A 23,288-nucleotide genomic window follows, 5' to 3' on the forward strand; every position below is an offset into this window, starting at 1 on the left:
CAATAACGTGGGAATGATCGGATTTGGCTCAGAACCGCGACACGCTTTTCATCGCGCCAATCAGATAGCGCATCGCCACCTGATCACTCTCGGTCAGCGCCCGATATTGCGCCAGCAACTCCATTTCATCTGAACTCAACCTTCGACCCCGCAAGGACATCCGGCGGCTCAGAAAAGACGCCACCGCACCCGCTACGCCATAGGACTTGGCCATGGACCGCTACTCCTGATATCAGTCAAATACTCCTGGTGCCCATTTCCCAACTCCCGAGAAGCGCAACGGCTTCGCGGACCAGCCGCCTGTCTCCCTGGGCCAGAAGTCGGGCTTACCCTTAGCGTAGAAACTATCTCACCATTCGTGGGATTTTTTTAGAGTATTAACTTAAAAAATAACGTCGGTAATAAAAACCTACAGCGATTGCTCACGCAGTGGCCGATATCGGCTGCGCAACGCCTACAACGCGCGCAAGAAAAAACCCACCGTGTCAGGGTGGGTTTGGCACAGAGGTGAGCAGGATCAATCCCGCAGGTCCGACTCATGAATCGGCTGGTCCCGATGGGTCGCCCGCTGGTATTGCGCAGGCCAGGTTGCCTTGCGCCCACCCAAGTCATCGTCGGCGTGCAGTGGCCAGTAGGGGTCACGCAGCAGTTCGCGGGCCAGGAAGATAATGTCGGCCTGGCAGGTACGCAGGATGTGCTCTGCTTGGGCGGGTTCGGTAATCATGCCGACGGTGCCAGTGGCCATGCCCGACTCCTTGCGCACGCGCTCGGCGAAGCGCGTCTGGTAGCCGGGGCCAGTAGGAATCTCGGCATTGGCGGCGGTGCCACCGGAGGACACGTCGATCAGATCCACCCCCAGGTCTTTAAGGCGGCGCGCCAATTCCACGGTCTCATCCGGGTTCCAGCCGTCTTCCACCCAATCGGTGGCCGACACGCGCACAAACAGCGGCAACTCCTCAGGCCACACGGCTCGCACGGCCTTGGTCACTTCCAGCACCAGGCGAATGCGGTTGTCGAAAGAGCCGCCGTAGTGGTCTTGACGCTGGTTGCTGATCGGCGAGAGGAACTGGTGCAACAGATACCCGTGGGCGGCATGGATTTCCACCACTTCAAAGCCTGCGGTCAAGGCGCGCTTAGCGGCGGCGACAAAGTCAGCGATCACTTGCTGGATCTGCCCTTCGTCCAGTGGCTTGGGCTGCGTGTGATTGGGATCGAAGGCAATCGGCGAGGGCCCCACCGGCACCCAGCCGCCCTCCTCCGGTTTGACGCTGCCGTGTTTGCCGATCCATGGCCGATGAGTGCTGGCCTTGCGCCCGGCATGGGCCAGCTGAATTCCGGCCACTGCGCCCTGGGCCGCGATAAAACGCGTGATGCGGCGCAACGGTTCGATCTGGGCGTCGTTCCACAGGCCCAGGTCCTGGGCGGTGATGCGGCCGTCGGCGGTCACCGCCGTGGCCTCGGTAAAAATCAGCCCGGCGCCGCCCACGGCTCGGCTGCCGAGGTGCACCAGGTGCCAGTCATTGGCCAGGCCATCGTCGCTGGAGTATTGGCACATGGGTGAAACCGCGATGCGGTTGAGCAGGGTCAATTGGCGCAGGGTGTAAGGTTCGAGCAGCTGACTCATGGCGCACCTCTTCTGGGCTTCATAGGCATTTTTGTAGGAGCGAGCTCGCTCGCGAAGGCCTCACAGGGGTCGCGTTTATCCAGGATTAACGCGTGATCGTTGACGTTTTTCGCGAGCAAGCTCGCTCCTACCAGCCTAGTCGACAACCATCGTTTGCACAGGGTTCAGAAAGGAAAGCGGGAGCCGATTGCCGGCTCCCGGTAGGCAGCACCTTACATCTCGACCTGGGTGCCCAGCTCGATCACACGGTTGACCGGCAGTTTGAAGAACCGCAGGTTGCCGTTGGCATTTTTCAACATGAAGGCAAACAACACTTCGCGCCAACGGGCCATGCCTTTGATGCGCGAGGCGATCACCGTTTCACGGCTAAGGAAATAGGTGGTGCGCATCGGGCTGAAGTCCAGATCATCCAAGTGGCACAGTTTCAACGCTTCGGGTACGTCCGGTTCATCGGTGAACCCGAAGTGCAGGATCACCCGGAAGAAGCCTTCGCCGTAGGCATCCACCTCGAAGCGCCGCGCCGCTGGCACCCGTGGAATGTCTTCGTAGACCACGGTCAGCAGCACCACCTGCTCATGCAGCACCTGGTTATGCAACAGGTTGTGCAACAGCGCATGGGGCACGGCGTCGGGCCGCGCGGTGAGGAACACCGCCGTGCCCTGCACGCGATGGGGCGGCTGTACGCGGATACTGCTGATAAAGATCGGCAATGGCAGGCCACCCTCGTCGAGACGGCCGACCAGCAATTGCTTGCCGCGCTTCCAAGTGGTCATCAGCACAAACAGCACGATCCCCGCCAACACCGGGAAGGCCCCGCCCTGGAGGATCTTCGGCGCGTTGGCCGCAAAGAACAGGCCGTCTACCAACAGGCAGCAGAGCAACAGCGGCACGGCCAGCACCGGTGGCCATTTCCACAGCAGCAGCATGACCGCCGATACCAGAATGGTGGTCATCAGCATGGTGCCCGTCACGGCGACACCGTAGGCCGAGGCCAGGGCACCGGAGGACTCAAAGCCCAGCACCAGCAGGATCACGCCGACCATCAGCGACCAGTTCACCGCACCGATGTAGATCTGGCCCTGTTCGGCACTGGAGGTGTGCTGGATATGCATGCGTGGGATGTAACCCAACTGGATCGCCTGGCGGGTCAACGAGAACGCGCCGGAAATCACCGCCTGGGAAGCAATCACCGTGGCCATGGTGGACAAGCCCACCAATGGGACCAGCGCCCAGCTTGGCGCCAACAGGTAGAACGGGTTGCGCGCCGCCTCCGGATCGCCCAGCAGCATCGCGCCCTGGCCGAAATAGTTGAGCACCAGCGCCGGCAGCACCAGCAGGAACCAAGCGCGGGCAATGGGTTTGCGGCCGAAGTGGCCCATGTCGGCGTACAACGCTTCAGCGCCGGTCAACGCCAGCACCACCGCGCCGAGGATCGCCACGCCAATACCCGGGTGAACCATAAAGAAGCGCACACCCCACGCCGGGTTCAGCGCATTGAGCACTTCGGGTTGCTGCAGGATGCCGTACACACCCAGGCCGCCCAACACCAGGAACCAGGTGACCATCACCGGGCCGAACAGCTTGCCGATGCGGTCGGTGCCGTGTTTCTGGATCAGGAACAGCGCCACCAGCACCACCAGGGCAATGGGCACCACCCATTTTTCCAGGCCATCGAACGCCAGTTCCAAGCCTTCGATGGCCGACAACACCGAAATCGCCGGGGTGATCATGCTGTCACCGTAGAACAGCGCCGCGCCACACAGGCCACATACCACCAAGAAACCGCGTAATTTGGCCCGCGTGCCGGCGGCTCGCCGCGCCAACGCGGTGAGCGCCATGATCCCGCCCTCGCCCTGGTTGTCGGCGCGCAGCACGAACAGCACGTACTTGATCGACACCACCCAGATCAGCGACCAGAAGATCAGCGCCAGGATCCCCAGAACACCGTCATGGTTGACCTGCACGCCATAACCACCGTTGAACACCTCTTTAAGGGTGTAGAGCGGGCTGGTCCCGATATCGCCATAAACCACCCCGACCGCCGCCACCAGCATGCCAATCGGCTTGGCTTTTGAATGCTCGGCACCTGCTGCCTGACTACTTGCCTGACCCATCAACCACTCCTGCCCTTTGACCTGAGGTCTTTTATAAACAGCGCTTCTAAGCTGACCCTAGCATGCGCTGTTTTACTTCTCGTAACAGACGTTTTATTGACCCAAGGGCTTTACCCGTGCGCAACGGCGCGAAGCATAGCGCAGCACTCGTCGTATTTCCCCGTTCAAGTGAACGGGGTGTCGTTTTAGGCAATCAGTCATAGAGGCCACAGCAGCACTTTGGCGCCTTTTTGCCTGCATTGATCACATTTACGGCCAACCGTATATTCCTGGCCCGGCTCAGTCGTGCTGCTTGGGTGGTGTGAGCAGGAGCGCCTTGCCGGATTACCTGATCGGTCAATCGTGCATTCGCATGGCGCGCAGTCGATATAAAAACTCAATTATCGAGCTGTCTCTTTTAAGGTACATTCCTCATGTACGAAGTGAAACACGTACTGTCAATCAACGGCGTGGATATCTACCAGGCTTGGCTGGATACAGTGCAGGACACGCGTTCGAAAGCAAGAATCACCACCAGAGTGGATCGGGCGTCCCTTGGTCACTTTGGCATTACCGAGCCAGTGGGTGATGGGGTCTTTGAGATGAAGCTCGATTTCGGCCCGGGGTTTCGCGTGTATTACGCAGTCCAGGATCGAAAAATCATTTTCCTATTGGGCGGTGGTTCGAAGGCCAGACAGCAGAACGATATCGATCAGGCCAAGGCTCTCTGGAAATCTTACAAGGTGCAGCAAAAATGACCATTCGTACCCGCCCGCACGAAGATAGCGTTCTGGAAATGCTTCGCAACGACGAGGCATTTGCCCTCGAATATTTGTCTGTCGCGCTTGAGGAAATAGATGAAGCCGGTGGCGAGGACGCTTTCCTTGTCGCTATCCGTCGAGTGGCGGAAGCTCGTGGTGGGATGCTCAGCTTGTCGCAGAACACCGGACTCAATCGAGCAAACCTCTACAGGTCCATCGGCGTCGGCGGCGATCCTAAGCTCTCTACTTTGCTTAAAGTCCTCCAGGCGTTAGGTGTGGGCATGTCTAAAGTGGTATCGCACCGAACAGAACAAGACATCCAGGCTTAAGCGCGCGCCAGTGTGGCTATGGGGATGACCCGGCGCAGCACTCGTCGCATTTCCCTGCATAAAGCTGGTCAAGTGCGTTGCCCACCGATAGAATTGCGCACTTTTTGATCAGAGGCGCACCAAGCGCCCATCCGTTGCCTTGTCGTGCACGACCGGCAGCGTCATTCAATACCGAGGTTAGACATGTCCACCACCATCGCAAAAGCCAACCCCAAGGTTGGCTTTGTTTCCCTGGGTTGCCCGAAGGCGCTTGTCGACTCCGAGCGCATCCTCACGCAATTGCGTATGGAAGGCTACGACGTCGTGTCCACGTACCAGGACGCCGATGTGGTGGTGGTCAACACCTGCGGCTTCATCGACTCGGCCAAAGCTGAATCCCTGGAAGTGATCGGCGAAGCCATCAAGGAAAACGGCAAGGTCATCGTGACCGGCTGCATGGGGGTGGAAGAAGGCAATATCCGCAACGTGCACCCCAGTGTGCTGGCCGTGACCGGCCCGCAGCAGTACGAGCAGGTGGTCAACGCTGTGCACGAGGTGGTGCCGCCACGCCAGGATCACAACCCGCTGATCGACCTGGTGCCGCCTCAAGGCATCAAGCTGACCCCACGCCACTACGCGTACCTGAAGATTTCCGAAGGCTGCAACCACAGCTGCAGCTTCTGCATCATCCCGTCGATGCGCGGCAAACTGGTGAGCCGCCCGGTGGGTGACGTGCTCGACGAGGCCCAGCGCCTGGTCAAGTCTGGCGTCAAGGAGCTGCTGGTGATCTCCCAAGACACCAGCGCCTACGGCGTCGATGTGAAATACCGCACCGGTTTCTGGAACGGCGCGCCGGTGAAAACCCGCATGACCGAGTTGTGCGAAGCCCTCAGCAGCCTGGGCGTGTGGGTGCGTCTGCATTATGTTTACCCGTACCCACACGTGGACGAGCTGATCCCGTTGATGGCCGCCGGCAAGATCCTGCCGTACCTGGACATCCCGTTCCAGCACGCCAGCCCGAAAGTGCTCAAGGCGATGAAACGCCCGGCGTTCGAAGACAAGACCCTGGCACGCATCAAGAACTGGCGCGAGATCTGCCCGGAGCTGATCATCCGCTCCACTTTCATCGTCGGCTTCCCCGGCGAGACCGAAGAAGACTTCCAGTACCTGCTGGACTGGCTGACCGAAGCGCAGCTGGACCGCGTCGGTTGCTTCCAGTACTCGCCGGTGGAAGGTGCTCCGGCCAACCTGCTGGACCTGGCCGTGGTGCCGGACGACGTCAAGCAAGACCGCTGGGAGCGCTTCATGGCGCATCAGCAGGCCATCAGCTCGGCACGCCTGCAACTGCGCATCGGCAAGGAAATCGAAGTGCTCATCGATGAAGTCGACGAGCAAGGCGCGGTGGGCCGCTGCTTCTTTGACGCCCCTGAAATCGACGGTAACGTGTTTATCGACGATGCCAGCGGCCTGAAGCCGGGTGACAAAGTGTGGTGCACCGTGACCGACGCCGACGAGTACGACTTGTGGGCCGAAAAGCGCGACTGATCGCCCGATGATAAAAAAGCCCCGCCTCTGAGAAGATGCGGGGCTTTTTTAGGTCTATCGTATTGCCCATCAACCCCGAATACAGCAAGGGACAGCGGGTATGCGTCAGCATTCGGTGATTCACACACCTAAAACCAGCGACTACGCGCGCCTGGTGCAGATCTGGGAGGACTCGGTACGCGCCACCCACCACTTCCTCCCGGACAGCTATATCGAGTTGCTGAAAAACCTGGTGCTGACGCGCTACCTCGATGCGGTGATGCTGATCTGCACCAAGGACTCGCGCCAACGCATCAACGGGTTCGCCGGCGTGTCGGCGGGCAAGGTGGAGATGCTGTTTATCGACCCGCACTACCGTGGCCAGGGACTGGGCCGGCAATTGCTGGGTTACGCGATCGAACACATGAATGCCGATGAACTGGACGTCAACGAACAGAACCCCCAGGCCTTGGGGTTTTACCTCAAGCAAGGCTTCGAGGTGATCGGGCGCACAGAGCATGATGGGCTTGGGCAGCCTTATCCGTTGTTGCACCTGCGTTTGCGCCAGCAGCAGCAGGCGCGTAATGCCTGAAATCATCCCGGAGCTGGCTTTTCTGTGATGACCATAGGTATCTACACAACTTTGTAGGCTGTAGCAGCAGACAGTAACCACGATGCGAAGCGAGTAGCTCTTGCTCTTGATCTGCTTGTGATCTTGATCTCAGGCGCCCCGTTAAACCACGCTGGCCGAACGCAGGCTTGAATTCGTGGGTAACCCGGCAGGACGCCGGGTTAGCCGCCCCGCGCCATGGATGGCGCGTGGCGGCGGCCCACGGATTCAAGCCTGTGTTCGGGCACACCGAGCCTAAGCGAGGTGCCGAGTGGTGGGGCAAGAGCGTTTTGCTTACTTTTGCGCTTCTCAAAAGTGAGACGCCGTCAGGGCGTAACCCTAAGTGGCCGTTACCTAAATAACGGATATGTACCCGGTCCAACTGTGTTGACTGTTAGGCCGTCTTCGCAGGCAAGCCAGCTCCCACAGTTTGATCGCGGGGTGCCAGGTAGATGGGTGTTGGCTGTGAGGTCGTCACGGGAGCAAGCTCCCTCGCCACAGGTTTAGCGTTGTGCCGAAGTTGTGTAGATACCTCTGCTGCGATGGCCATATACCAGCGCCCGATGGGTAGACTGCCAGGCCGCCTTCGCAGCCAAGCCAGCTTCCACATTTGACCCGTGGCATGTCAGTTAATAATTGTTAAGGCACATGCGCTGAAATGGAGCCGGGATTAACCGGCGCCAGGCAGGTACAATAGTGGCCCCCTTTTGTTACGGCCCTTGTCATGACTGACCCCATACGCCTCTCCAAACGCCTTATCGAACTGGTCGGTTGCTCCCGTCGGGAGGCTGAGCTGTTTATCGAAGGCGGCTGGGTCTCGGTGGACGGCGAAGTGATCGACGAGCCGCAGTTCAAGGTCACTGACGAAAAAGTCGAGCTGGATCCAGAAGCCAAAGCCACCGCGCCAGAGCCGGTGACTATCCTGCTGCACGCCCCCGCAGGCGTGGACGCTGAAACCGCCATGGCCTCGATCAGCGCCGATACCCTCTCTGAAGAACACCGCTTCGGCAAGCGCCCGCTCAAGGGCCACTTCCTGCGCCTGAGCGCCAGCGCCGACCTGCAAGCCAAGGCCAGTGGCCTGCTGGTGTTCACCCAGGACTGGAAGATTCTGCGCAAGTTGACCGCCGATGCCGCCAAGATCGAGCAGGAATACGTGGTGGAAGTCGAAGGCGACATGGTTGCCCACGGCCTCAACCGCCTGAACCATGGCCTGACCTACAAAGGCAAAGAGCTGCCGGCCGTCAAAGCCAGCTGGCAGAACGAGAACCGCCTGCGCTTTGCGATGAAAAACCCGCAACCGGGCGTGATCGCGCTGTTCTGCGAAGCCGTTGGCCTGAAAGTCATCGCCATCCGCCGTATCCGTATCGGCGGCGTGTCCATCGGCAAAGTGCCGGTGGGTCAATGGCGTTACCTGTCCGGCAAAGAAAAGTTTTAAGCCGTTCCCTTTTCCCGACACCGCCTGATTCCGGCGGTGTCATCCGTTGAATACCAGGATTGCCCACCATGATTCACAACGACGTACTGCGCAGCGTGCGCTACATGCTCGACATCAGCGACAACAAGATGGTCGAGATCATCAAGCTCGGCGGCATGGACGTGACCAAGGAAGACCTGCTGACCTACCTCAAGAAAGACGAGGAAGAAGGCTTCGTGTTCTGCCCGGATGAAGTCATGGCCCACTTCCTCGATGGCCTGGTGATCTTCAAGCGCGGCAAGGACGAAAGCCGCCCGCCGCAGCCGATCGAAACCCCGGTGACCAACAACATCATCCTGAAAAAGCTGCGCGTGGCCTTCGAACTGAAGGAAGACGACATGCATGCCATCCTCAAGGCGGCGGAGTTCCCGGTGTCCAAGCCAGAGCTGAGCGCGCTGTTCCGCAAGTTCGGCCACACCAACTACCGCACCTGTGGCGACCAGTTGCTGCGCAACTTCCTCAAGGGCTTGACCCTGCGGGTTCGTGCTTAAGCCATGAGCTATCAAGTCTCACCGGTCGGCTTCGTGCGCTCCTGCTTCAAGGAGAAATTCGCCATCCCGCGCCAGCCGCAGTTGGCACCGGCTGCCCGCGGCGTGCTGGAGTTGGTGGCGCCGTTCGACCAGGGTGAGGCGGTGCAGGGGCTGGAGCAGGTCAGCCATGTGTGGCTGCTGTTCCTGTTCCACCAAGCCCTGGAAGACAAGCCGCGCCTGAAAGTGCGCCCGCCACGCCTGGGGGGCAATACCTCCATGGGTGTGTTTGCTACCCGTGCGACCCATCGTCCCAATGGCATCGGCCAGTCGGTGGTGAAGCTGGACAAGGTGGAGCCGGGGCGGCTGTGGATTTCCGGCATAGATTTGCTCGATGGCACGCCGGTGCTGGATATCAAGCCGTATGTGCCGTATGCCGATAGCGTTGATGCGGCCACCAACCACATCGCCAGCGATGCGCCCGCGCTGATCGGCGTGCAATGGCTCAAGGCTGCGCTGCAGCAGGCGCAAGGCCATGCCCAGCGTCTTGGTGAACCGTTGGTAGAGTTGATTGATCAGTGCCTGGCGCAAGATCCGCGACCGGCCTACCAAACGCCCGGCCCTGAGCGTGAATACGGTGTGCGCTTCTGGGACGTGGATGTGCGCTGGCACTACCCGGAGCCGGGGATGATTTGTGTGCTGGAAGTGGTTCCGGCGCAGTAAATCGCACAAACGCAAAAGCCCGCGCTGCCTTTACAGGCAACGCGGGCTTTTCTTTGCAAACACATTCAACTGTAGGAGCGAGCTTGCTCGCGAAAAACGAGCAGGCACCGCGTTCAGTCAAGATGCCAGCGTTATCGTTGACGGTCTTCGCGAGCAAGCTCGCTCCTACAAGTGACCCGAAGTCACTTTTCGACGAACGCGCGCTCGATCAGGTAGTCACCCGGCTCACGCATCCGTGGCGAAACCTTGAGGCCGAAGCTGTTCAACACTTCGCTGGTCTCATCCAACATGCTTGGGCTGCCGCACAGCATGGCGCGGTCGTCCTCAGGATTGATCGGCGGCAGGCCGATGTCGCTGAACAGCTTGCCGCTGCGCATCAGGTCGGTCAGGCGGCCTTCGTTCTCAAACGGCTCGCGGGTCACGGTCGGGTAGTAGATCAACTTGTCACGCAGGGCCTCACCGAAGAACTCGTTCTGCGGCAGGTGCTCGGTGATGAATTCGCGGTAGGCGACTTCGTTGACGTAGCGCACGCCGTGGCACAGGATGACTTTTTCGAAGCGCTCGTAGGTCTCCGGGTCCTGGATCACGCTCATGAATGGGGCGAGGCCAGTACCGGTGCTGAGCAGATACAGATGCTTGCCCGGCTTCAAATCGTCAAGCACCAGGGTGCCTGTCGGTTTTTTGCTGATGATGATCTCGTCGCCTTCCTTCAGATGCTGCAACTGGGAAGTCAGCGGGCCATCGGGCACCTTGATGCTGAAGAACTCCAGATGCTCTTCCCAGTTCGGGCTGGCAATGGAGTAAGCGCGCATGAGCGGGCGGCCGTTGGGCTGTTGCAGGCCGATCATCACGAACTGACCGTTCTCGAAGCGCAGGCCCGGATCGCGGGTGCACTTGAAGCTGAACAGAGTGTCGTTCCAGTGATGAACACTGAGGACACGCTCGTGGTTCATGTTGCTCATGTACGGGGGACTCCTGGAAATGGGTCTGCGCCAAAGGTAAGGATGCGCAATTGCACAGCATTCTAATGGCGGCGACAATATCTGTTAACTGGATTATTAAGATAAGGGTTATCGGTTATATCGATATGCGATTTACTCTCCGTCAACTGCAAGTTTTCGTCGCCGTCGCCCAGCAGGAAAGCGTCTCGCGTGCTGCTGGCCTTCTGGCCTTATCTCAATCCGCCGCCAGCACCTCAATTACCGAGCTGGAGCGTCAATCCAGCTGTCAATTGTTCGACCGCGCCGGTAAACGCCTGAGCCTCAACGCCCTCGGTCACCAGCTATTGCCCCAGGCTGTGGCATTGCTGGACCAGGCCAAGGAAATCGAAGACCTGCTCAACGGCAAGTCTGGCTTCGGCTCGCTGGCGGTCGGCGCGACGCTGACCATTGGCAATTACCTGGCGACGCTGCTGATTGGTAGCTTTATGCAGCAACACCCCGAGAGCCAGGTAAAGCTGCATGTGCAGAACACTGCGCATATCGTGCACCAGGTGGCGCACTACGAAATTGACCTGGGTCTAATCGAAGGCGACTGCAGCCACCCGGATATCGAGGTGCAAACCTGGGTAGAAGATGAGCTGGTGGTGTTCTGCGCCCCTCAGCATCATTTGGCCAAGCGTGGCGTGGCCACCATGGACGAGTTGACGCACGAAGCTTGGATCCTGCGGGAACAGGGCTCGGGCACGCGTCTGACCTTCGACCAGGCCATGCGTCATCACCGCAGCGCACTGAATATCCGCCTGGAGCTGGAACACACTGAGGCGATCAAGCGGGCTGTGGAGTCGGGCTTGGGGATTGGCTGCATTTCGCGGCTGGCGCTGCGCGATGCGTTCCGCCGTGGCAGCCTGGTGCCGGTGGAAACCCCGGACCTGGACCTGGCCCGGCAGTTCTACTTCATCTGGCACAAGCAGAAGTACCAGACCTCGGCGATGCGCGAGTTTCTCGAACTGTGCCGCGCCTTCACCGCTGGGGTGCAGCGCAGCGACGAGATCGTGCTGCCGAGTATCGCCTGATCGTCAGATCAGGATGACGGCCCATACCAGGGTGATCATGGTCAGCGCCACGAATTGCGCGGCGCTGCCCATGTCCTTGGCATTCTTGGACAGCGGGTGACGGTCCAGGGAAATACGGTCAATGGCCGCTTCTACCGCTGAGTTGAGCAATTCGACGATCAGCGCCAACAGGCACACTGCAATCAGCAGCGCCCGTTCAACCCGACTGACCTGCAGGAAAAAGCTCACGGGGATCAGGATGACGTTCAGCAACACCAACTGGCGGAATGCCGCCTCGCCAGTGAAAGCTGCACGCAGGCCATCCAGGGAATAGCCCCCTGCGTTGAAGATACGTTTGATACCGGTTTGACCCTTGAAAGGCGACATAGATGTAGGCAACTGAACCAAAGAAGTGGGGAAGCTAGATCACGCAAAGTCAAAAAAGCGTGAAGCGGCTGTAACTTAATGTTGCGAAATAGACTCAAGTTGCTGCAACAGCAACGCCGCCTGGGTGCGCGTACGCACGCCCAGCTTACGGAAAATCGCCGTAACGTGGGCCTTGATGGTCGCTTCCGACACACTCAACTCGTAGGCAATCTGCTTGTTCAACAACCCTTCGCAGACCATGGTCAATACCCGGAACTGCTGGGGCGTCAAGCTGGCCAGGCCATCGCGGGCGGCCTTGGCTTCATCGGACACATTGATTTCTTCAAACGCCTGGGGTGGCCAGGACACATCGCCGTCCAACACCGTACGCACAGCTTTCTGGATACCTTCCATCGCGCTGGACTTGGGAATGAAACCGCTGGCGCCAAACTCCTTGGAGCGCACCACCACATCGGCTTCTTCCTGGGCCGAGACCATCACCACCGGTATTTGCGGGTATTGGCCACGCAGCAGCACCAACCCGGAGAAACCGTAGGCGCCCGGCATGTTCAGGTCGAGCAACACCAGGTCCCAGTCGGATTTTTCGGTAAGGCGGGTTTCCAGTTCGGCAATGCTGGCCACTTCGACCAGACGTACATCGGGGCCAAGGCCCAGGGTTACGGCCTGATGCAGTGCGCTGCGAAACAGCGGGTGGTCATCGGCAATCAGGATTTCGTATGTGGCCATTGGTTAAATGATCCTGTTTTTTATGGGAGCCCTGATGGGTTCAGGGTTCACCAATACACAAGGCGACGGCCAGGCAGCGATCGCCACAGGGCCCGTTCAACGTCAAAAACACATGAAACGACGTCGATAATTCACGGTTGCACCCAATCGGCGCACAGCATGCCCAGCGTAGCCTGGAGGGTCAAGCACTACGCCCGTGGGGATTTTAGCGGGTTGCGGGCTTACAGTGCCATCATGCAAACGTCGTCTGGTTATCCCGCCGGGATGTAGGGTGCAAGGCGGGTATGCACGGTGTCCGCCGCATCCAGTGGCAGTTGGAACTTGGCAGCCAGGTAATGGGTGCTGAACACATCAAGGTAGGCATCCAGCACTTCGCTGGCGGCCAGGTCATCGGCCAGTTCCAGGCACAGCGCCGCCACCTCGGCGGTGCAGAAATGATCATCACGCTTGGAGCGCCGTAGCTTGTAACGCGACAGCTGCTCGGGCGCCAGGCTCAGCACGGGTAAATGTTCCAGGTAGGGGCTTTTGCGAAACATCTTGCGCGCTTCGCTCCAAGTACCGTCCAGCAGAATGAACAGCGGGCGCCTGCCCTCCTCCACGCACACTTCACTGACCACCCGTTGCGGCGCCACAAATTCACCGGGGAATACGATGTACGGTTGCCACTGCGGGTCGGCCAGCAACCTGAGCAGCTCAGGGTCGACTTCGGTGCGCGACCAGGCGAACGCTGTGGTGTCGTGTATGACATCGGCGATCAGCCAGCCTGTGTTGCTGGGTTTCATCGGCTCTACGTCATGCATCAACAGGCACATGGCGGACTTGGCTTCTACCTGCGGCCGCCAGGCACATAGGCAGTATTCGGGAATGACCCGACAGCCGGGACAGCGCTCAGCACGCGAACCCCGATTGAGAAACGGCCTGACGGCACGCGCCAGACGCTGGGTACGCAAACGGGAGACGGCGTGGCTCATCGGGCACGCAGCGAAGAAAGGGAAATCGACACGGAACAAACTCGTGAAAAACAGAAGTCCCGCAGTTTACCAGCGATACGCCTGGCTGTAGTGGCAAGGGCTCACCTATAATTGCGCGCCACTGAACGCACAGCCCAGTGGCTGGTCTATGCACCAGTAACCGAATCAGGAGAGTTTCATGCTGCGTTCCATGCTGCGCCTTGTTGCCCCATCCGTCGCCCTTGCGCTGGTCTTGCCTATGGGCGCCCATGCGGCCTCGCTGCTGGAGGCTCAAATGAACAAGAAGCTGCAAAGCGTCGCGGCTGAAAGCAACAAAGACCTGCCCCGGGAAATCGATGAAAAAACCCTGGAAGTCGCCTACACCGTTGAAGGCATGCAGCTGATTGATCACCTCAGCGTGCTGCCCGACCGTGCCGAACAGATGCGCGCCAACCCCAAGGCTGTGTATTTCCAGCTGGGGCGCAGCGTGTGCACCAACCCAGGCTATCGCGAGCTGATGGCCAAGGGCGCAGTGATGCGCTATGAAATCACCGAGAACAAGACCAATCGCCCGGTGGCTTCGGTCAAGTTCGCAGAGTCCGATTGCCCGGCGCCAGCGAAGAAGAAAAAGTAACCTCTGCTTGACCCTCCCGCGCTGCTTCCCAGCGGCGCGCACGCTTGCTCTGCGTTTGCCACCAACGACTAAACTGCGTAATGAGCCACCAATAAGCGGTTGCCAGCCAAGGGTTTTTCGGCCCATGATCAATTCATCCCAGATGCCCGCCCACCACAGCTTTTAATGCTGTTCTGTCATATTTTCAGGGCAAAAAAGGCCTGCCCTCCTGCGGCATGCCGCGACACAAGCAGTGTCGTGGCCCAGGCGACGTTTTCGTCGACGACCCAGGCCCTGTAAAGAAGGAGAAATTGAATGCCTTATGAATCGAATGATTTGCTGCTTCGTCATTTTGAAGAAATCGGGACCGACCTCACCCAGCAGGTCGACGCACAAATTCAGTTGATCGCCCCCAACAGCCCGAATATCCCTCTTTATCGAGACATGATTCTCACTGTCTTGCGCATGGCCCAGGACGACCGTGACCGCTGGAACGCCAAGATCACCCTGCGCGCCATTCGTGAACTGGACCATGCCTTTCGGGTGCTCGAACAATTCAAGGGCCGGCGCAAAGTCACGGTATTCGGCTCGGCGCGTACGCCAGTGGAAAGCCCCCTGTATGCGCTGGCCCGAGAGGTGGGTGCGGCGTTGGCACGTTCCGACCTGATGGTCATCACCGGTGGCGGTGGCGGCATCATGGCCGCAGCCCACGAAGGCGCGGGCCTGGAGCACAGCCTGGGGTTCAATATCACCCTGCCCTTTGAACAGCACGCCAACCCGACCATTGATGGCACCGACAACCTGCTGTCATTCCACTTCTTCTTTACCCGCAAGCTGTTCTTCGTCAAGGAAGCCGACGCGCTGGTGTTGTGCCCTGGCGGTTTCGGCACCCTCGACGAGGCATTGGAAGTGCTGACCCTGATCCAGACCGGCAAGAGCCCGCTGGTGCCGGTAGTGCTACTGGATGCGCCGGGCGGTGGGTTCTGGCAAGGCGCCCTGGACTTCATCCGCAACCAGTTGGAAGCCAATCGCTATATCCTGCCCACCGACCTCAAACTGGTCCGTCTGGTCTACAGCGCTGAAGAGGCGGTAGACGAAATCAACCAGTTCTACGCCAACTTCCACTCCACCCGTTGGTTGAAACGTGAGTTTGTGGTGCGCATGAATCATCCCCTGAGTGAGCTCGCCCTGGCCCATATGCAGCAAGCGTTTGCCAGCCTGCGGCTCAGTGGCGAGTTTCAGCAACTCGCCTATACGGGCGAAGACCATGACGAACCGCGGTTCAGCCATTTGACGCGCCTGGTGTTCAATTTCAACGGTCGCGATCAGGGGCGGCTGCGGGAGTTGGTGGATTACATCAACCTGCCGGAGAACTGGGCGCACGCTCAGGGCAAGGCCCAGCAACGGATGACGCCAGAGACAGCGTGACTTTTTTACAGGCGAAAAAAAAGGCCCACTATTTTCATAGTGGGCCTTTTGTTTTTTGGCGTTCAGTCGTCCATATCCCGACCGCTCAACAAGCGGCTGATCATGTCCATCGAAAACCCGCGATAACTCAAGAAGCGACCTTGCTTCGCACGCTCCCTGGCATCAATTGGAAGGTGGCCCGCAAACTTTCGACGCCAGGTTTCCTCCAATTGCGACTGCCAACTGATACCGCACTCACGTAGCGCGAGGTCGATATCGGCACGTTGCAGGCCACGTTGGCTCAACTCTTCGCGAATCCGCGCAGGGCCATAACCGGAGCGTGCGCGGTAAGACACAAAACTTTCAAGGTAACGGGCTTCCGACAACAGCCCTTCTTCCGTCAACCGGTCGAGGGCTGTTTCGATCATCTCAGGCTCTGCACCGCGCTGACGCAACTTGCGCGTCAGCTCGACTCGACCATGCTCGCGGCGAGCGAGCAGGTCCATCGCAGTACGCCGAACGGCGACGAGTGTATCCAATACAACAGTCATCGTTTGCTTCAGATGTCAGTGTCGGCTTCTTCCACTTCTTCAACCGGCTCACGGTTGGCAGCCGCTTTTACATCTGGCGCGGCAGTCAGCAGCTTGTCGCGGATCTGCTTCTCAAGCGTGGCAGCGATATCCGGGTTATCCGCCAGGAACTTGGCCGAGTTGGCCTTACCCTGACCGATCTTGCTGCCGTTGTAGGCATACCAGGCACCGGACTTCTCGACGAAACCGTGCAGCACGCCCAGGTCGATCATCTCGCCGTTCAGGTAAATACCCTTACCGTAGAGAATCTGGAACTCGGCCTGACGGAATGGCGGCGCCACCTTGTTCTTCACAACCTTGACGCGGGTTTCGCTACCCACAACCTCGTCGCCTTCCTTCACCGCGCCGGTACGGCGGATATCCAGACGGACCGAAGCGTAGAACTTCAGCGCGTTACCACCAGTGGTGGTTTCCGGGCTGCCGAACATCACACCGATCTTCATACGGATCTGGTTGATGAAGATCACCAGGCAGTTGGCGTTCTTGATGTTACCGGTGATTTTACGCAGCGCCTGGGACATCAAGCGGGCTTGCAGGCCCACGTGCATGTCGCCCATTTCGCCTTCGATTTCAGCCTTGGGCACCAGGGCCGCCACGGAGTCGACCACGATCACGTCGATGGCGTTGGAGCGCACCAGCATGTCGGTGATTTCCAGGGCTTGCTCGCCGGTGTCCGGCTGGGAAACCAGCAGATCATCGACGTTGACACCCAGCTTGCCGGCGTATTCAGGATCCAGGGCGTGCTCGGCGTCGACGAACGCGCAGGTGGCGCCCATCTTTTGCGCCTGGGCAATCACCGACAGAGTCAGGGTGGTTTTACCGGAAGATTCAGGACCGTAGATTTCAACGATACGGCCTTTTGGCAGGCCGCCAATGCCGAGTGCGATGTCCAGACCCAGAGAGCCAGTGGAAATAGCCGGGATCGCCTGACGGTCGTGATCGCCCATACGCATTACGGCACCCTTGCCGAATTGACGTTCGATCTGACCCAGGGCCGCAGCCAAGGCTTTCTTCTTGTTGTCGTCCATTAAAGTCCTCACGTAATCAATAAGGCCTGACGGCCAACACCTGTATAAGTAGACAGTATTGTTCCACAAAGATCGGTGATCGCCTACCCCTGATTGTCTATTTCTGCTGCAGCTCGTCGCAACAAGCCCTCCAGCGCGGCTTTTACCGTTTGTCGGCGGACCTCGTCGCGGTTGCCGGGGAAGTGCGCAAGCTCGGCCGTGACTTCGTCGCCCACGGCAAAGGCCAGCCAAACGGTGCCCACCGGCTTGTCCGGCGAGCCGCCATCGGGGCCGGCCACACCGCTGACCGCCACGGCAAATCGGGCCAGGCTTTTTTCCTGCGCGCCCCGGGCCATCGCTTCCACCACTTCCTGGCTGACGGCCCCGACTTTGGCGAACAGTTTTTCCGGCACATTCAGTTGCCGGGTCTTCTGTCGGTTGGAATAAGTGACATAGCCCGCCTCGAACCAGGCCGAACTGCCCGGGATCCGCGTGATGGCTTCGGCAATACCGCCGCCGGTACAGGACTCGGCAGTGGTGACGTGGGCGCTGAGCACCTGCAAACGGCGCCCCAGTTCGGCAGCCAGTTGAGTGATTTCCTTCACGGTCGTCTCCAGGAATGGGCGGGGGTTTGCCTACCCTACAGGAGCCCATCGACCATGCAAGACACAGAGTGCATCAAGAGACTAATGCGCGACGGCCTGCACGTAGGCCTGGCAAGCACGCAAGGCGATCAGGGCGTTGTCGCCGTCGTCGGTGATGCGGATAATTCGCTGAGCATGCGCCGGGTCAAGTCGGGCTCGCGAGGTTGCATGAACCACGCCGCCGGGGCTGGGGGCGGCAGGCACTGTGCAGCCACTGGCGACGGTGTCGAGAAGGACTGACAACCGCACATCAGCAGTGGCCAGGCGGTCACGCAGAGCAGCTTGGTTGCCTTGGGCATCGTTCAATTCCTGAATATGTTGGTGGTCACTAGTAGAGAGCTGTTGTTCAAGGGCCTGGCGTTTGGTCTGTTCGGCCTGTTGCTGGTGGAGGATTGCCTGGTTTTGCTGGCTGAGCGCCTGTGCATGTCGGACTGATTGCAGCTCCAACTGCGCCCCGTATCGCCATGCCTGCACCTGCCACACAAGCGCCATAAGCAGACACACACCGATCAAGCCAAACGCGCCTAGGAAACGCATAGCACCGCCTTCGCCCGCGCCCACAACTGCAAACGGTCGTCCAGGCCATTGAGGCCGCCATTGATGCGCCGGGTGATGGTGGTGAACTGGCCTTTGTCGGCGAGCTCGTTGAGACCGTTGCTTTGCCAGAACCAGGCGGCGGATTCGCAGGCCCATTGCGGTTGTTCCAGCAGTTGCGGCTGGAGCAGCAGGCGATCATCGCCGAAAAGTGCCTGGCTGCACGCAAGGTAATTACGGCGGCCAGTTATCTGGATCAGCCCTCTGCCACGATACTTTTGTCCATCTGCGTCCGCTTCGGGAGTGTTACCCAGGCGCGCCGCCAAGACGCCGGTGTCGTATTTGCTCAGGTATTGATCACTGCCCAGTTCGCGCACGTAGTGCAGTTCACCGGACTCGTGACCGATTTGAGCGAGGAAGGCAGCGGCGCGTTGGGGAGTGTTGATTTGCCGATTCCGCATTGCCAAGTTGAGTGAGGATATGAAAACGCCCGCTAGAGAGCGGGCGCGTGGGAAGACTTGCTGAAGTTGCGTGAGCGTCATGGGATGACCTTGCCACGGGCCACCGCCCTGGCTGCCAGAATCGCTTCGGGTATGGGCGTATTCTCTTCAAGGAACCGCAAGCTGTACCAGTCGGTAGACGCCAGATAAGCAAGGGCCTCACGCGAATCAGCTTGTGCCTGGAGGTCTTGGGGTGTCTGGTTTTTTTCAAGCTTCGACAAATCAAACATCGCTCAAGTCCTCCGCAGGTTTGGCTGAGTGGTTGGGCAGATCAATCGGCTCGACCGGAAAGGGAACCGGCCCGGCCGATACCTGGAGCCTGCCGTTCTGCCACATGTAAGCTGGCGCATCCGCATTGACGGCCAGTCTCAAGGTCAACTCGATCTCGCCGTTACGACGGCTGACGGGCCCTGCGAACAACTCATGTCCGATGGCGGACATGGGTAGGGTCATCCCTTCAGGGATCAGCGAAAGGTCAATCCTTTGGTCATTCAGGATCAATGTTTCACCCTCGACAAAGGCTGTCGTGGGAGTCGCGGCGCCAAGAGGCCGAAAAGGAACGTGGTGAATGATCATGCGTGCCATCTCCCGATTGCCGTCACTGTCACGATATTGTTCAGCGTCCGGTCGGACATAAAGAAGTAGGAACCGACGTTGCCGTAGCACCTGGCAGACATGTCCCAGTCAACCGACGGGTAAATGTTGGGGAACACCGCCACAGGGGTGTCCGCAAAAGCCGCCAGCCACGCGACGTTACGCGTGACACCAGCGGTGTAGCCGGTAAACCGCTGCTGGCAAATTTGCAAGCCACCGGCAAAGCGGAAATACCAGTTATCAAGCGAACCACCGCGCTCGATGAGCCCCGAATTAATCGGCAAGGCGCCCGAAGGGCCAGCATTGAGCACCCCGGATATCGCGTTGCCGTTATGAAGAATGCTTCGCCAGTTGGGCGCAGCTGCACCTGGGTTAACGCTGAACTGGCGGAAGTGAATACCATCCCCCGATACAGCCATCGACAATTGCGCTCGCCATTGTGGGTCATGTCCCCAAGCCTGAGACAGTACGCTGATTGCCCCGAAGCCTGGCACGCCATCCGGGTGGCCGTAATAGCTGTACAGACCCGTGTTGGCTTTATTCGGAGACGCGGATTGTGCAGATGACAACCCCATCAGTTCCCCCGCAGCGGCACCTTGCCCTATACCGATCGCAAACAACGATGAATTGATATCGGCACGCCATGGAGACCAGGCACCATCACCCCGTCGCCCCCGCATATACACGGACTCATCAAGCATGGCCTTCGCCGTTTGCCAGACGTAGCCGCCTGAATTGGCAATTTGCAGGATCTGCACGTAAGGATTGGGCAGGTTCAGCCCTCCATTACCGAACTGAAACAACCCACTGACACGCGGCAACTCATTGGCGTCGTCGGTCGGCTGTTTCGAAATGGGCTCGGCGCCCCAGCCCGCATGCCCCATCATTGACACCCGGCCAGGGGTGAAGTCATCGCTGCCGGTCACTACGTTTTGAGTGGCTGCTGTGCCCAACTGAGCCTGGCGAGCGAACAACTCCTGGGTCATTGCGTTGATCTTGATACTGGCGCTGCGCGGTGTGTCGCCGCCGACGCCAGTGGGTGCCGCACCAATATTGATTTCCTGTCGTGCCATGGGGACTCTCCATAGTCTGGGCAATAAAAGACCCGTTAAAAAGCGGGTACGGGATGTCTGTGCATTTTTCAGGGCAGGCGTTTTTCAGCAAGCCTGTAGATCGTGGCGCGTGCCGCATTGCGAGCGGCTTTGATATCCGCAGGCATCGGGGTGCCTTCCTCCATCTGCGCAAACGCATACCAGTCACTGTCCCTGAGGTAGCCATGGGCCTGATCAAGGGCGAGATCCTCCTCCAGCTCCTGGGCGCTCTTTATTTTTTGCAATTGGCTGACATCAATCATGGATCACCTCTTCCTGGGAGGGTGCTGAACGTTCTTCAGTTATTGCAGAGGTGGGTATTTCAACTGGCCCATTGGAGCTCACCTCAATGATCGTAGGCTCAACCGGGTTGCGCAGTGACGGCGGATCATCCCACTTGACCGGCAATTTAAGCGTCAGTGTCAGCTCGCCGTCGATACGTACGACGGCATCGACAAAGCAGTCACTTCCCATTGCACTGGCCAGAATGCGATAACCGTCCGGGATGACCGAAAGATCAAAAGCCCGGCCATTAACCGTGATCACTTCATCGCGCACAGAGACCTTCAGCGGCTCATCCGTCAAAAAGGGAAACAGTTTGATCCTGATCATTTCCAGGCTCCCCATACAGTCACGGCGTTTTGGAAACTTTGAGCTGTCGAGCCATTTCTAATGATGATGTCCACCGCACTGGTTCCATTGACATAGCAGTTCACCGCACCGAAATGTTCATAAGTCATTTGTGGCTGCGGATTCACGTAAACACTGCCACTTCCCAAAACGATTGCCACGGGCAACGAAACCGTCACCACCGTCGGCTGATTCGGTGGCAGAACCGCACTGACCGCGCTGACGCCCTGAACGCAGATTTGGCCGTTGATGTACTTGCTGATGTTCCAGCCACCGACCACCGTTTTACTCATCAACCCGATTCCGGATGCCGGGTCGCCCTCGGCGTTGGCACCGGTGTACAGACGCGCCCATGGCGTCCACGTGCCGTTGGCATTGACTCGCCTGAACGCGGTGTTCGTGGTGTCGGGGTTGACCCACTCCTGAGTGGAGTACACAGCCGACAAATATTTGTGCGACAAAAAGCCATAGCTGTTGGGGCCATTGGGACCGGGAATATTGTTGCCGTAGTACTCTCCGGTGGCCGCCACTGCGTCCGCACTGGTGGTGAGTATCTTGACCACACCGCCTACGCCAAAATCACCCGCCTTGATAACCTGCGTCCAGGCTTTGCCCGCAGCGGCTCCTTGCAAAAACTGACGTTCCCAAGTCACGTTCTCTAAAAGGCTATAGGCAATTTGCCGCACATATCCCCCCGATCCCGAGAGCACCTGAATGATGAATACGTAAGGGTATGGCAGGGAGACACCACCATTGCCGAACATGAACAGCCCATTTATCACGGGTAGGCCATCGGCGCTGTCGGTGGGTTGCATAGCGAAGGGAACATTCCCTCCCCAACCACTGGCTTTTGCCAGTGCATCGCCTTTATACAACTCGTTGGTCATTGCATTGATTTTGATCATGGCGCTGCGCGGTGTATCACCGCCCACACCGCTGGGGCGCGTACCGAGATCAATTTCTTGTCGAGACATCCTTAACCTCCAAATTGAAAATCCATTTCAACCTCAGCAAGTTCCTTATCTTATTATCACTTGCAGTCATATCCCGCTCACATCGACTACGAGGTAGCTGTAGGCTTCAGCTCGATAATTGAACTCTTTCACCTGATGCTGCTTGGTATACCCATAGTAATAATAATATTTGACCTTAAAATTTATTTTACCTGGACCATGAGTGAAGAAGTTAGTGCTCGCATATTCATTAATCCTGAAGTTTCCACCACCACCCGTAAATTGCGTGGTACGCCAACTTCGCCCACATCGACCTCCAAACACAACTGCATATTTCTTGCCTGTCTCATAATTATGATCGCCGACCACCGCCTCAAAATTATCCGTCCCTACCAATACGTCTCTTACAATTAACTGAGGCGTCGTCGCGTCATACACCAACTCGCCATGGTCATTGAATATCTGCATGCCAAAGGCTCCTCCCGCAGACACGCCCGGCCGGAAACGATAAACGTCCAGGTTGACGATCGTTGAACCATCCGTGACGTAACGCTGGATGTAACCGCCTCCACTGCGCGATACATTCGCCAAGCACACTGAGTGAGCTTCATTCTGAGCGCGTACAGCCACAATTTCCTCGGCATCCGGTATCCAGACATCCAAGTACTGCCCCCATGCTGGGTTACTGCTGGCGGCGGTACTCACCTGAGTTGTCTTACTCACAAAACCATAGGTTTTAAAGTTTTGGTCGAGTAGCACACTACGGTCATCGTTTAGAACTTGAAAACCAATAGCCATCATGAAATACCGTAAGTAATAATCCCTGGATTGACACAGGCACTCCACATCAACGTGTTCTGCGAAATACTGCATTGGGGCCCATCAGTGACATTGATGCCGGCCTCAAGTGTGACCATATACCAAGGGCGACCTTGAGCGAATGCATCAACCACCAATGACCCTGCTCCCGTTCCGCTACTTATTCTGCCAATTACCCGGGCAAGCCGACTGTTTACATCGACCAGTACTTCGCCCTGCGCGTTGAACGCTTGAAATCCTGCTGCCATACCCTCTCTCCTGTTGGT

The 23,288-nt window shown here is 58.5% G+C and carries 30 protein-coding genes; 10 read left to right on the top strand and 20 right to left on the bottom strand.

Annotated features, from left to right (window positions below; genetic code table 11):
- Positions 1 to 28 precede the first annotated feature (28 nt).
- The 3 genes from CRN80_RS01175 to CRN80_RS01185 form a co-directional block, all read right to left on the bottom strand.
- Positions 29 to 214, bottom strand: coding sequence for a hypothetical protein (locus CRN80_RS01175; RefSeq protein WP_003189066.1), 186 nt, complete (start codon positions 212 to 214; stop codon positions 29 to 31).
- 303 nt (positions 215 to 517) lie between these two features.
- Complete coding sequence (locus tag CRN80_RS01180; RefSeq protein WP_032893241.1) at positions 518 to 1,624, bottom strand: NADH:flavin oxidoreductase/NADH oxidase; 1,107 nt, start codon at positions 1,622 to 1,624, stop codon at positions 518 to 520.
- A 212-nt stretch (positions 1,625 to 1,836) separates the two neighbouring features.
- On the bottom strand, positions 1,837 to 3,738 hold the full coding sequence (locus CRN80_RS01185) for a potassium transporter Kup (RefSeq protein WP_032893242.1): 1,902 nt from the start codon (positions 3,736 to 3,738) through the stop codon (positions 1,837 to 1,839).
- Between the two features lie 413 nt (positions 3,739 to 4,151).
- On the opposite strand from CRN80_RS01185, the gene CRN80_RS01190 reads away from it, so the two are divergent.
- From CRN80_RS01190 to tsaA, 7 genes are all read left to right on the top strand, one after another.
- The gene (locus tag CRN80_RS01190) at positions 4,152 to 4,475 is read left to right on the top strand and encodes a type II toxin-antitoxin system RelE/ParE family toxin (RefSeq protein ID WP_098949382.1); all 324 of its coding nucleotides are present in this window, start codon (positions 4,152 to 4,154) and stop codon (positions 4,473 to 4,475) included.
- Complete coding sequence (locus CRN80_RS01195; protein ID WP_032893244.1) at positions 4,472 to 4,807, top strand: addiction module antidote protein; 336 nt, start codon at positions 4,472 to 4,474, stop codon at positions 4,805 to 4,807. The genes CRN80_RS01190 and CRN80_RS01195 overlap by 4 nt, the downstream gene beginning before the upstream one ends.
- 183 nt (positions 4,808 to 4,990) lie before the next feature.
- Positions 4,991 to 6,331 carry a 30S ribosomal protein S12 methylthiotransferase RimO gene (gene rimO, locus CRN80_RS01200; RefSeq protein ID WP_003231334.1) on the top strand — a complete coding sequence of 447 codons (1,341 nt, stop codon included), beginning with the start codon at positions 4,991 to 4,993 and terminating at the stop codon, positions 6,329 to 6,331.
- Between the two features lie 100 nt (positions 6,332 to 6,431).
- On the top strand, positions 6,432 to 6,902 hold the full coding sequence (locus tag CRN80_RS01205; protein ID WP_032893246.1) for a GNAT family N-acetyltransferase: 471 nt from the start codon (positions 6,432 to 6,434) through the stop codon (positions 6,900 to 6,902).
- A 742-nt stretch (positions 6,903 to 7,644) separates the two neighbouring features.
- The gene (locus CRN80_RS01215; RefSeq protein ID WP_003189059.1) at positions 7,645 to 8,355 is read left to right on the top strand and encodes an rRNA pseudouridine synthase; all 711 of its coding nucleotides are present in this window, start codon (positions 7,645 to 7,647) and stop codon (positions 8,353 to 8,355) included.
- Positions 8,356 to 8,423: 68 nt separating this feature from the next.
- On the top strand, positions 8,424 to 8,885 hold the full coding sequence (locus CRN80_RS01220; RefSeq protein WP_005785469.1) for a DUF1456 family protein: 462 nt from the start codon (positions 8,424 to 8,426) through the stop codon (positions 8,883 to 8,885).
- Positions 8,886 to 8,888: 3 nt separating this feature from the next.
- Positions 8,889 to 9,584, top strand: a complete 696-nt coding sequence (gene tsaA, locus CRN80_RS01225) for a tRNA (N6-threonylcarbamoyladenosine(37)-N6)-methyltransferase TrmO (RefSeq protein ID WP_044272215.1) — start codon at positions 8,889 to 8,891, stop codon at positions 9,582 to 9,584.
- A gap of 182 nt (positions 9,585 to 9,766) precedes the next feature.
- On the opposite strand, the gene fpr is transcribed toward tsaA, so the two are convergent.
- On the bottom strand, positions 9,767 to 10,546 hold the full coding sequence (gene fpr / locus CRN80_RS01235) for a ferredoxin-NADP reductase (protein WP_003189055.1): 780 nt from the start codon (positions 10,544 to 10,546) through the stop codon (positions 9,767 to 9,769).
- Between the two features lie 125 nt (positions 10,547 to 10,671).
- Here fpr and CRN80_RS01240 point away from each other — a divergent pair, with 125 nt between their 5' ends.
- A complete protein-coding gene (locus tag CRN80_RS01240) occupies positions 10,672 to 11,598 on the top strand; it encodes a LysR family transcriptional regulator (RefSeq protein ID WP_003189054.1) in 927 nt (308 codons plus the stop codon).
- 3 nt (positions 11,599 to 11,601) lie between these two features.
- Here CRN80_RS01240 and CRN80_RS01245 read toward each other — a convergent pair whose 3' ends face one another.
- From CRN80_RS01245 to CRN80_RS01255, 3 genes are all read right to left on the bottom strand, one after another.
- Positions 11,602 to 11,964, bottom strand: a complete 363-nt coding sequence (locus tag CRN80_RS01245) for a diacylglycerol kinase (protein ID WP_019817716.1) — start codon at positions 11,962 to 11,964, stop codon at positions 11,602 to 11,604.
- Positions 11,965 to 12,039: 75 nt separating this feature from the next.
- Positions 12,040 to 12,690 (bottom strand): response regulator transcription factor ErdR, encoded by a 651-nt coding sequence (gene erdR / locus CRN80_RS01250; RefSeq protein ID WP_098949383.1) that lies wholly within the window; start codon positions 12,688 to 12,690, stop codon positions 12,040 to 12,042.
- Between the two features lie 251 nt (positions 12,691 to 12,941).
- Positions 12,942 to 13,661: a tRNA-uridine aminocarboxypropyltransferase gene (locus tag CRN80_RS01255; protein WP_098949384.1), complete on the bottom strand. Its 720-nt coding sequence runs from the start codon at positions 13,659 to 13,661 to the stop codon at positions 12,942 to 12,944.
- Positions 13,662 to 13,839: 178 nt separating this feature from the next.
- Here CRN80_RS01255 and CRN80_RS01260 point away from each other — a divergent pair, with 178 nt between their 5' ends.
- Together CRN80_RS01260 and CRN80_RS01265 are read left to right on the top strand one after the other, a co-directional pair.
- Positions 13,840 to 14,274 carry a PA3611 family quorum-sensing-regulated virulence factor gene (locus CRN80_RS01260; protein WP_003189047.1) on the top strand — a complete coding sequence of 145 codons (435 nt, stop codon included), beginning with the start codon at positions 13,840 to 13,842 and terminating at the stop codon, positions 14,272 to 14,274.
- A gap of 294 nt (positions 14,275 to 14,568) precedes the next feature.
- Positions 14,569 to 15,681 carry a TIGR00730 family Rossman fold protein gene (locus tag CRN80_RS01265; RefSeq protein ID WP_098949385.1) on the top strand — a complete coding sequence of 371 codons (1,113 nt, stop codon included), beginning with the start codon at positions 14,569 to 14,571 and terminating at the stop codon, positions 15,679 to 15,681.
- Between the two features lie 62 nt (positions 15,682 to 15,743).
- On the opposite strand, the gene recX is transcribed toward CRN80_RS01265, so the two are convergent.
- The 13 genes from recX to CRN80_RS30335 all read right to left on the bottom strand — a co-directional run bounded on the left by recX (position 15,744) and on the right by CRN80_RS30335 (position 23,270).
- Positions 15,744 to 16,211 (bottom strand): recombination regulator RecX, encoded by a 468-nt coding sequence (recX, locus tag CRN80_RS01270; protein WP_003189043.1) that lies wholly within the window; start codon positions 16,209 to 16,211, stop codon positions 15,744 to 15,746.
- An 8-nt stretch (positions 16,212 to 16,219) separates the two neighbouring features.
- Entirely contained in the window at positions 16,220 to 17,278 is a 1,059-nt protein-coding gene (gene recA, locus CRN80_RS01275; RefSeq protein WP_003189042.1) for a recombinase RecA, read from the bottom strand.
- A gap of 83 nt (positions 17,279 to 17,361) precedes the next feature.
- Positions 17,362 to 17,862, bottom strand: a complete 501-nt coding sequence (locus CRN80_RS01280) for a CinA family protein (RefSeq protein WP_020301157.1) — start codon at positions 17,860 to 17,862, stop codon at positions 17,362 to 17,364.
- An 81-nt stretch (positions 17,863 to 17,943) separates the two neighbouring features.
- Positions 17,944 to 18,438, bottom strand: a complete 495-nt coding sequence (locus CRN80_RS01285; protein ID WP_078802606.1) for a lysis system i-spanin subunit Rz — start codon at positions 18,436 to 18,438, stop codon at positions 17,944 to 17,946.
- Complete coding sequence (locus tag CRN80_RS01290) at positions 18,426 to 18,977, bottom strand: glycoside hydrolase family 19 protein (protein WP_098949386.1); 552 nt, start codon at positions 18,975 to 18,977, stop codon at positions 18,426 to 18,428. Before CRN80_RS01290 ends, CRN80_RS01285 begins: the two co-directional genes overlap by 13 nt.
- Positions 18,974 to 19,165, bottom strand: coding sequence for a hypothetical protein (locus CRN80_RS01295; protein ID WP_078802604.1), 192 nt, complete (start codon positions 19,163 to 19,165; stop codon positions 18,974 to 18,976). Before CRN80_RS01295 ends, CRN80_RS01290 begins: the two co-directional genes overlap by 4 nt.
- Entirely contained in the window at positions 19,158 to 19,511 is a 354-nt protein-coding gene (locus tag CRN80_RS01300) for a hypothetical protein (protein ID WP_098949387.1), read from the bottom strand. Before CRN80_RS01300 ends, CRN80_RS01295 begins: the two co-directional genes overlap by 8 nt.
- A complete protein-coding gene (locus tag CRN80_RS01305; RefSeq protein WP_078802602.1) occupies positions 19,508 to 20,602 on the bottom strand; it encodes a pyocin knob domain-containing protein in 1,095 nt (364 codons plus the stop codon). The genes CRN80_RS01300 and CRN80_RS01305 overlap by 4 nt, the downstream gene beginning before the upstream one ends.
- A 68-nt stretch (positions 20,603 to 20,670) precedes the next feature.
- A complete protein-coding gene (locus CRN80_RS01310) occupies positions 20,671 to 20,883 on the bottom strand; it encodes a hypothetical protein (RefSeq protein WP_078802601.1) in 213 nt (70 codons plus the stop codon).
- Complete coding sequence (locus CRN80_RS01315; RefSeq protein ID WP_098949388.1) at positions 20,876 to 21,232, bottom strand: hypothetical protein; 357 nt, start codon at positions 21,230 to 21,232, stop codon at positions 20,876 to 20,878. The genes CRN80_RS01310 and CRN80_RS01315 overlap by 8 nt, the downstream gene beginning before the upstream one ends.
- Positions 21,229 to 22,224 carry a pyocin knob domain-containing protein gene (locus CRN80_RS01320; protein WP_098949389.1) on the bottom strand — a complete coding sequence of 332 codons (996 nt, stop codon included), beginning with the start codon at positions 22,222 to 22,224 and terminating at the stop codon, positions 21,229 to 21,231. The genes CRN80_RS01315 and CRN80_RS01320 overlap by 4 nt, the downstream gene beginning before the upstream one ends.
- A gap of 66 nt (positions 22,225 to 22,290) precedes the next feature.
- On the bottom strand, positions 22,291 to 23,001 hold the full coding sequence (locus tag CRN80_RS01325; protein WP_138183484.1) for a hypothetical protein: 711 nt from the start codon (positions 22,999 to 23,001) through the stop codon (positions 22,291 to 22,293).
- Positions 23,001 to 23,270 (bottom strand): hypothetical protein, encoded by a 270-nt coding sequence (locus tag CRN80_RS30335; protein WP_138183485.1) that lies wholly within the window; start codon positions 23,268 to 23,270, stop codon positions 23,001 to 23,003. The genes CRN80_RS01325 and CRN80_RS30335 overlap by 1 nt, the downstream gene beginning before the upstream one ends.
- Positions 23,271 to 23,288: the final 18 nt, after the last annotated feature.

This window comes from Pseudomonas sp. FDAARGOS_380 (assembly GCF_002591235.1).
GTDB lineage: Bacteria > Pseudomonadota > Gammaproteobacteria > Pseudomonadales > Pseudomonadaceae > Aquipseudomonas > Aquipseudomonas salmasensis.

Bases quoted from the DNA above. Each gene is read 5' to 3' on its own strand.
- CRN80_RS01180 (WP_032893241.1), bottom strand. From the start codon at position 1,624: ATGAGTCAGCTGCTCGAACCTTACACCCTGCGCCAATTGACCCTGCTC.
- CRN80_RS01240 (WP_003189054.1), top strand. From the start codon at position 10,672: ATGCGATTTACTCTCCGTCAACTGCAAGTTTTCGTCGCCGTCGCCCAG.
- CRN80_RS01285 (WP_078802606.1), bottom strand. From the start codon at position 18,438: ATGCGTTTCCTAGGCGCGTTTGGCTTGATCGGTGTGTGTCTGCTTATG.
- tsaA (WP_044272215.1), top strand. From the start codon at position 8,889: ATGAGCTATCAAGTCTCACCGGTCGGCTTCGTGCGCTCCTGCTTCAAG.
- CRN80_RS01295 (WP_078802604.1), bottom strand. From the start codon at position 19,165: ATGTTTGATTTGTCGAAGCTTGAAAAAAACCAGACACCCCAAGACCTC.
- CRN80_RS01195 (WP_032893244.1), top strand. From the start codon at position 4,472: ATGACCATTCGTACCCGCCCGCACGAAGATAGCGTTCTGGAAATGCTT.
- CRN80_RS01290 (WP_098949386.1), bottom strand. From the start codon at position 18,977: ATGACGCTCACGCAACTTCAGCAAGTCTTCCCACGCGCCCGCTCTCTA.
- recA (WP_003189042.1), bottom strand. From the start codon at position 17,278: ATGGACGACAACAAGAAGAAAGCCTTGGCTGCGGCCCTGGGTCAGATC.
- CRN80_RS01260 (WP_003189047.1), top strand. From the start codon at position 13,840: ATGCTGCGTTCCATGCTGCGCCTTGTTGCCCCATCCGTCGCCCTTGCG.
- CRN80_RS01325 (WP_138183484.1), bottom strand. From the start codon at position 23,001: ATGGCTATTGGTTTTCAAGTTCTAAACGATGACCGTAGTGTGCTACTC.
- CRN80_RS30335 (WP_138183485.1), bottom strand. From the start codon at position 23,270: ATGGCAGCAGGATTTCAAGCGTTCAACGCGCAGGGCGAAGTACTGGTC.
- CRN80_RS01320 (WP_098949389.1), bottom strand. From the start codon at position 22,224: ATGTCTCGACAAGAAATTGATCTCGGTACGCGCCCCAGCGGTGTGGGC.
- CRN80_RS01315 (WP_098949388.1), bottom strand. From the start codon at position 21,232: ATGATCAGGATCAAACTGTTTCCCTTTTTGACGGATGAGCCGCTGAAG.
- CRN80_RS01245 (WP_019817716.1), bottom strand. From the start codon at position 11,964: ATGTCGCCTTTCAAGGGTCAAACCGGTATCAAACGTATCTTCAACGCA.
- rimO (WP_003231334.1), top strand. From the start codon at position 4,991: ATGTCCACCACCATCGCAAAAGCCAACCCCAAGGTTGGCTTTGTTTCC.
- CRN80_RS01220 (WP_005785469.1), top strand. From the start codon at position 8,424: ATGATTCACAACGACGTACTGCGCAGCGTGCGCTACATGCTCGACATC.
- CRN80_RS01305 (WP_078802602.1), bottom strand. From the start codon at position 20,602: ATGGCACGACAGGAAATCAATATTGGTGCGGCACCCACTGGCGTCGGC.
- CRN80_RS01300 (WP_098949387.1), bottom strand. From the start codon at position 19,511: ATGATCATTCACCACGTTCCTTTTCGGCCTCTTGGCGCCGCGACTCCC.
- CRN80_RS01175 (WP_003189066.1), bottom strand. From the start codon at position 214: ATGGCCAAGTCCTATGGCGTAGCGGGTGCGGTGGCGTCTTTTCTGAGC.
- CRN80_RS01205 (WP_032893246.1), top strand. From the start codon at position 6,432: ATGCGTCAGCATTCGGTGATTCACACACCTAAAACCAGCGACTACGCG.
- erdR (WP_098949383.1), bottom strand. From the start codon at position 12,690: ATGGCCACATACGAAATCCTGATTGCCGATGACCACCCGCTGTTTCGC.
- CRN80_RS01215 (WP_003189059.1), top strand. From the start codon at position 7,645: ATGACTGACCCCATACGCCTCTCCAAACGCCTTATCGAACTGGTCGGT.
- CRN80_RS01185 (WP_032893242.1), bottom strand. From the start codon at position 3,738: ATGGGTCAGGCAAGTAGTCAGGCAGCAGGTGCCGAGCATTCAAAAGCC.
- CRN80_RS01255 (WP_098949384.1), bottom strand. From the start codon at position 13,661: ATGAGCCACGCCGTCTCCCGTTTGCGTACCCAGCGTCTGGCGCGTGCC.
- recX (WP_003189043.1), bottom strand. From the start codon at position 16,211: ATGACTGTTGTATTGGATACACTCGTCGCCGTTCGGCGTACTGCGATG.
- CRN80_RS01265 (WP_098949385.1), top strand. From the start codon at position 14,569: ATGCCTTATGAATCGAATGATTTGCTGCTTCGTCATTTTGAAGAAATC.
- CRN80_RS01310 (WP_078802601.1), bottom strand. From the start codon at position 20,883: ATGATTGATGTCAGCCAATTGCAAAAAATAAAGAGCGCCCAGGAGCTG.
- CRN80_RS01190 (WP_098949382.1), top strand. From the start codon at position 4,152: ATGTACGAAGTGAAACACGTACTGTCAATCAACGGCGTGGATATCTAC.
- fpr (WP_003189055.1), bottom strand. From the start codon at position 10,546: ATGAGCAACATGAACCACGAGCGTGTCCTCAGTGTTCATCACTGGAAC.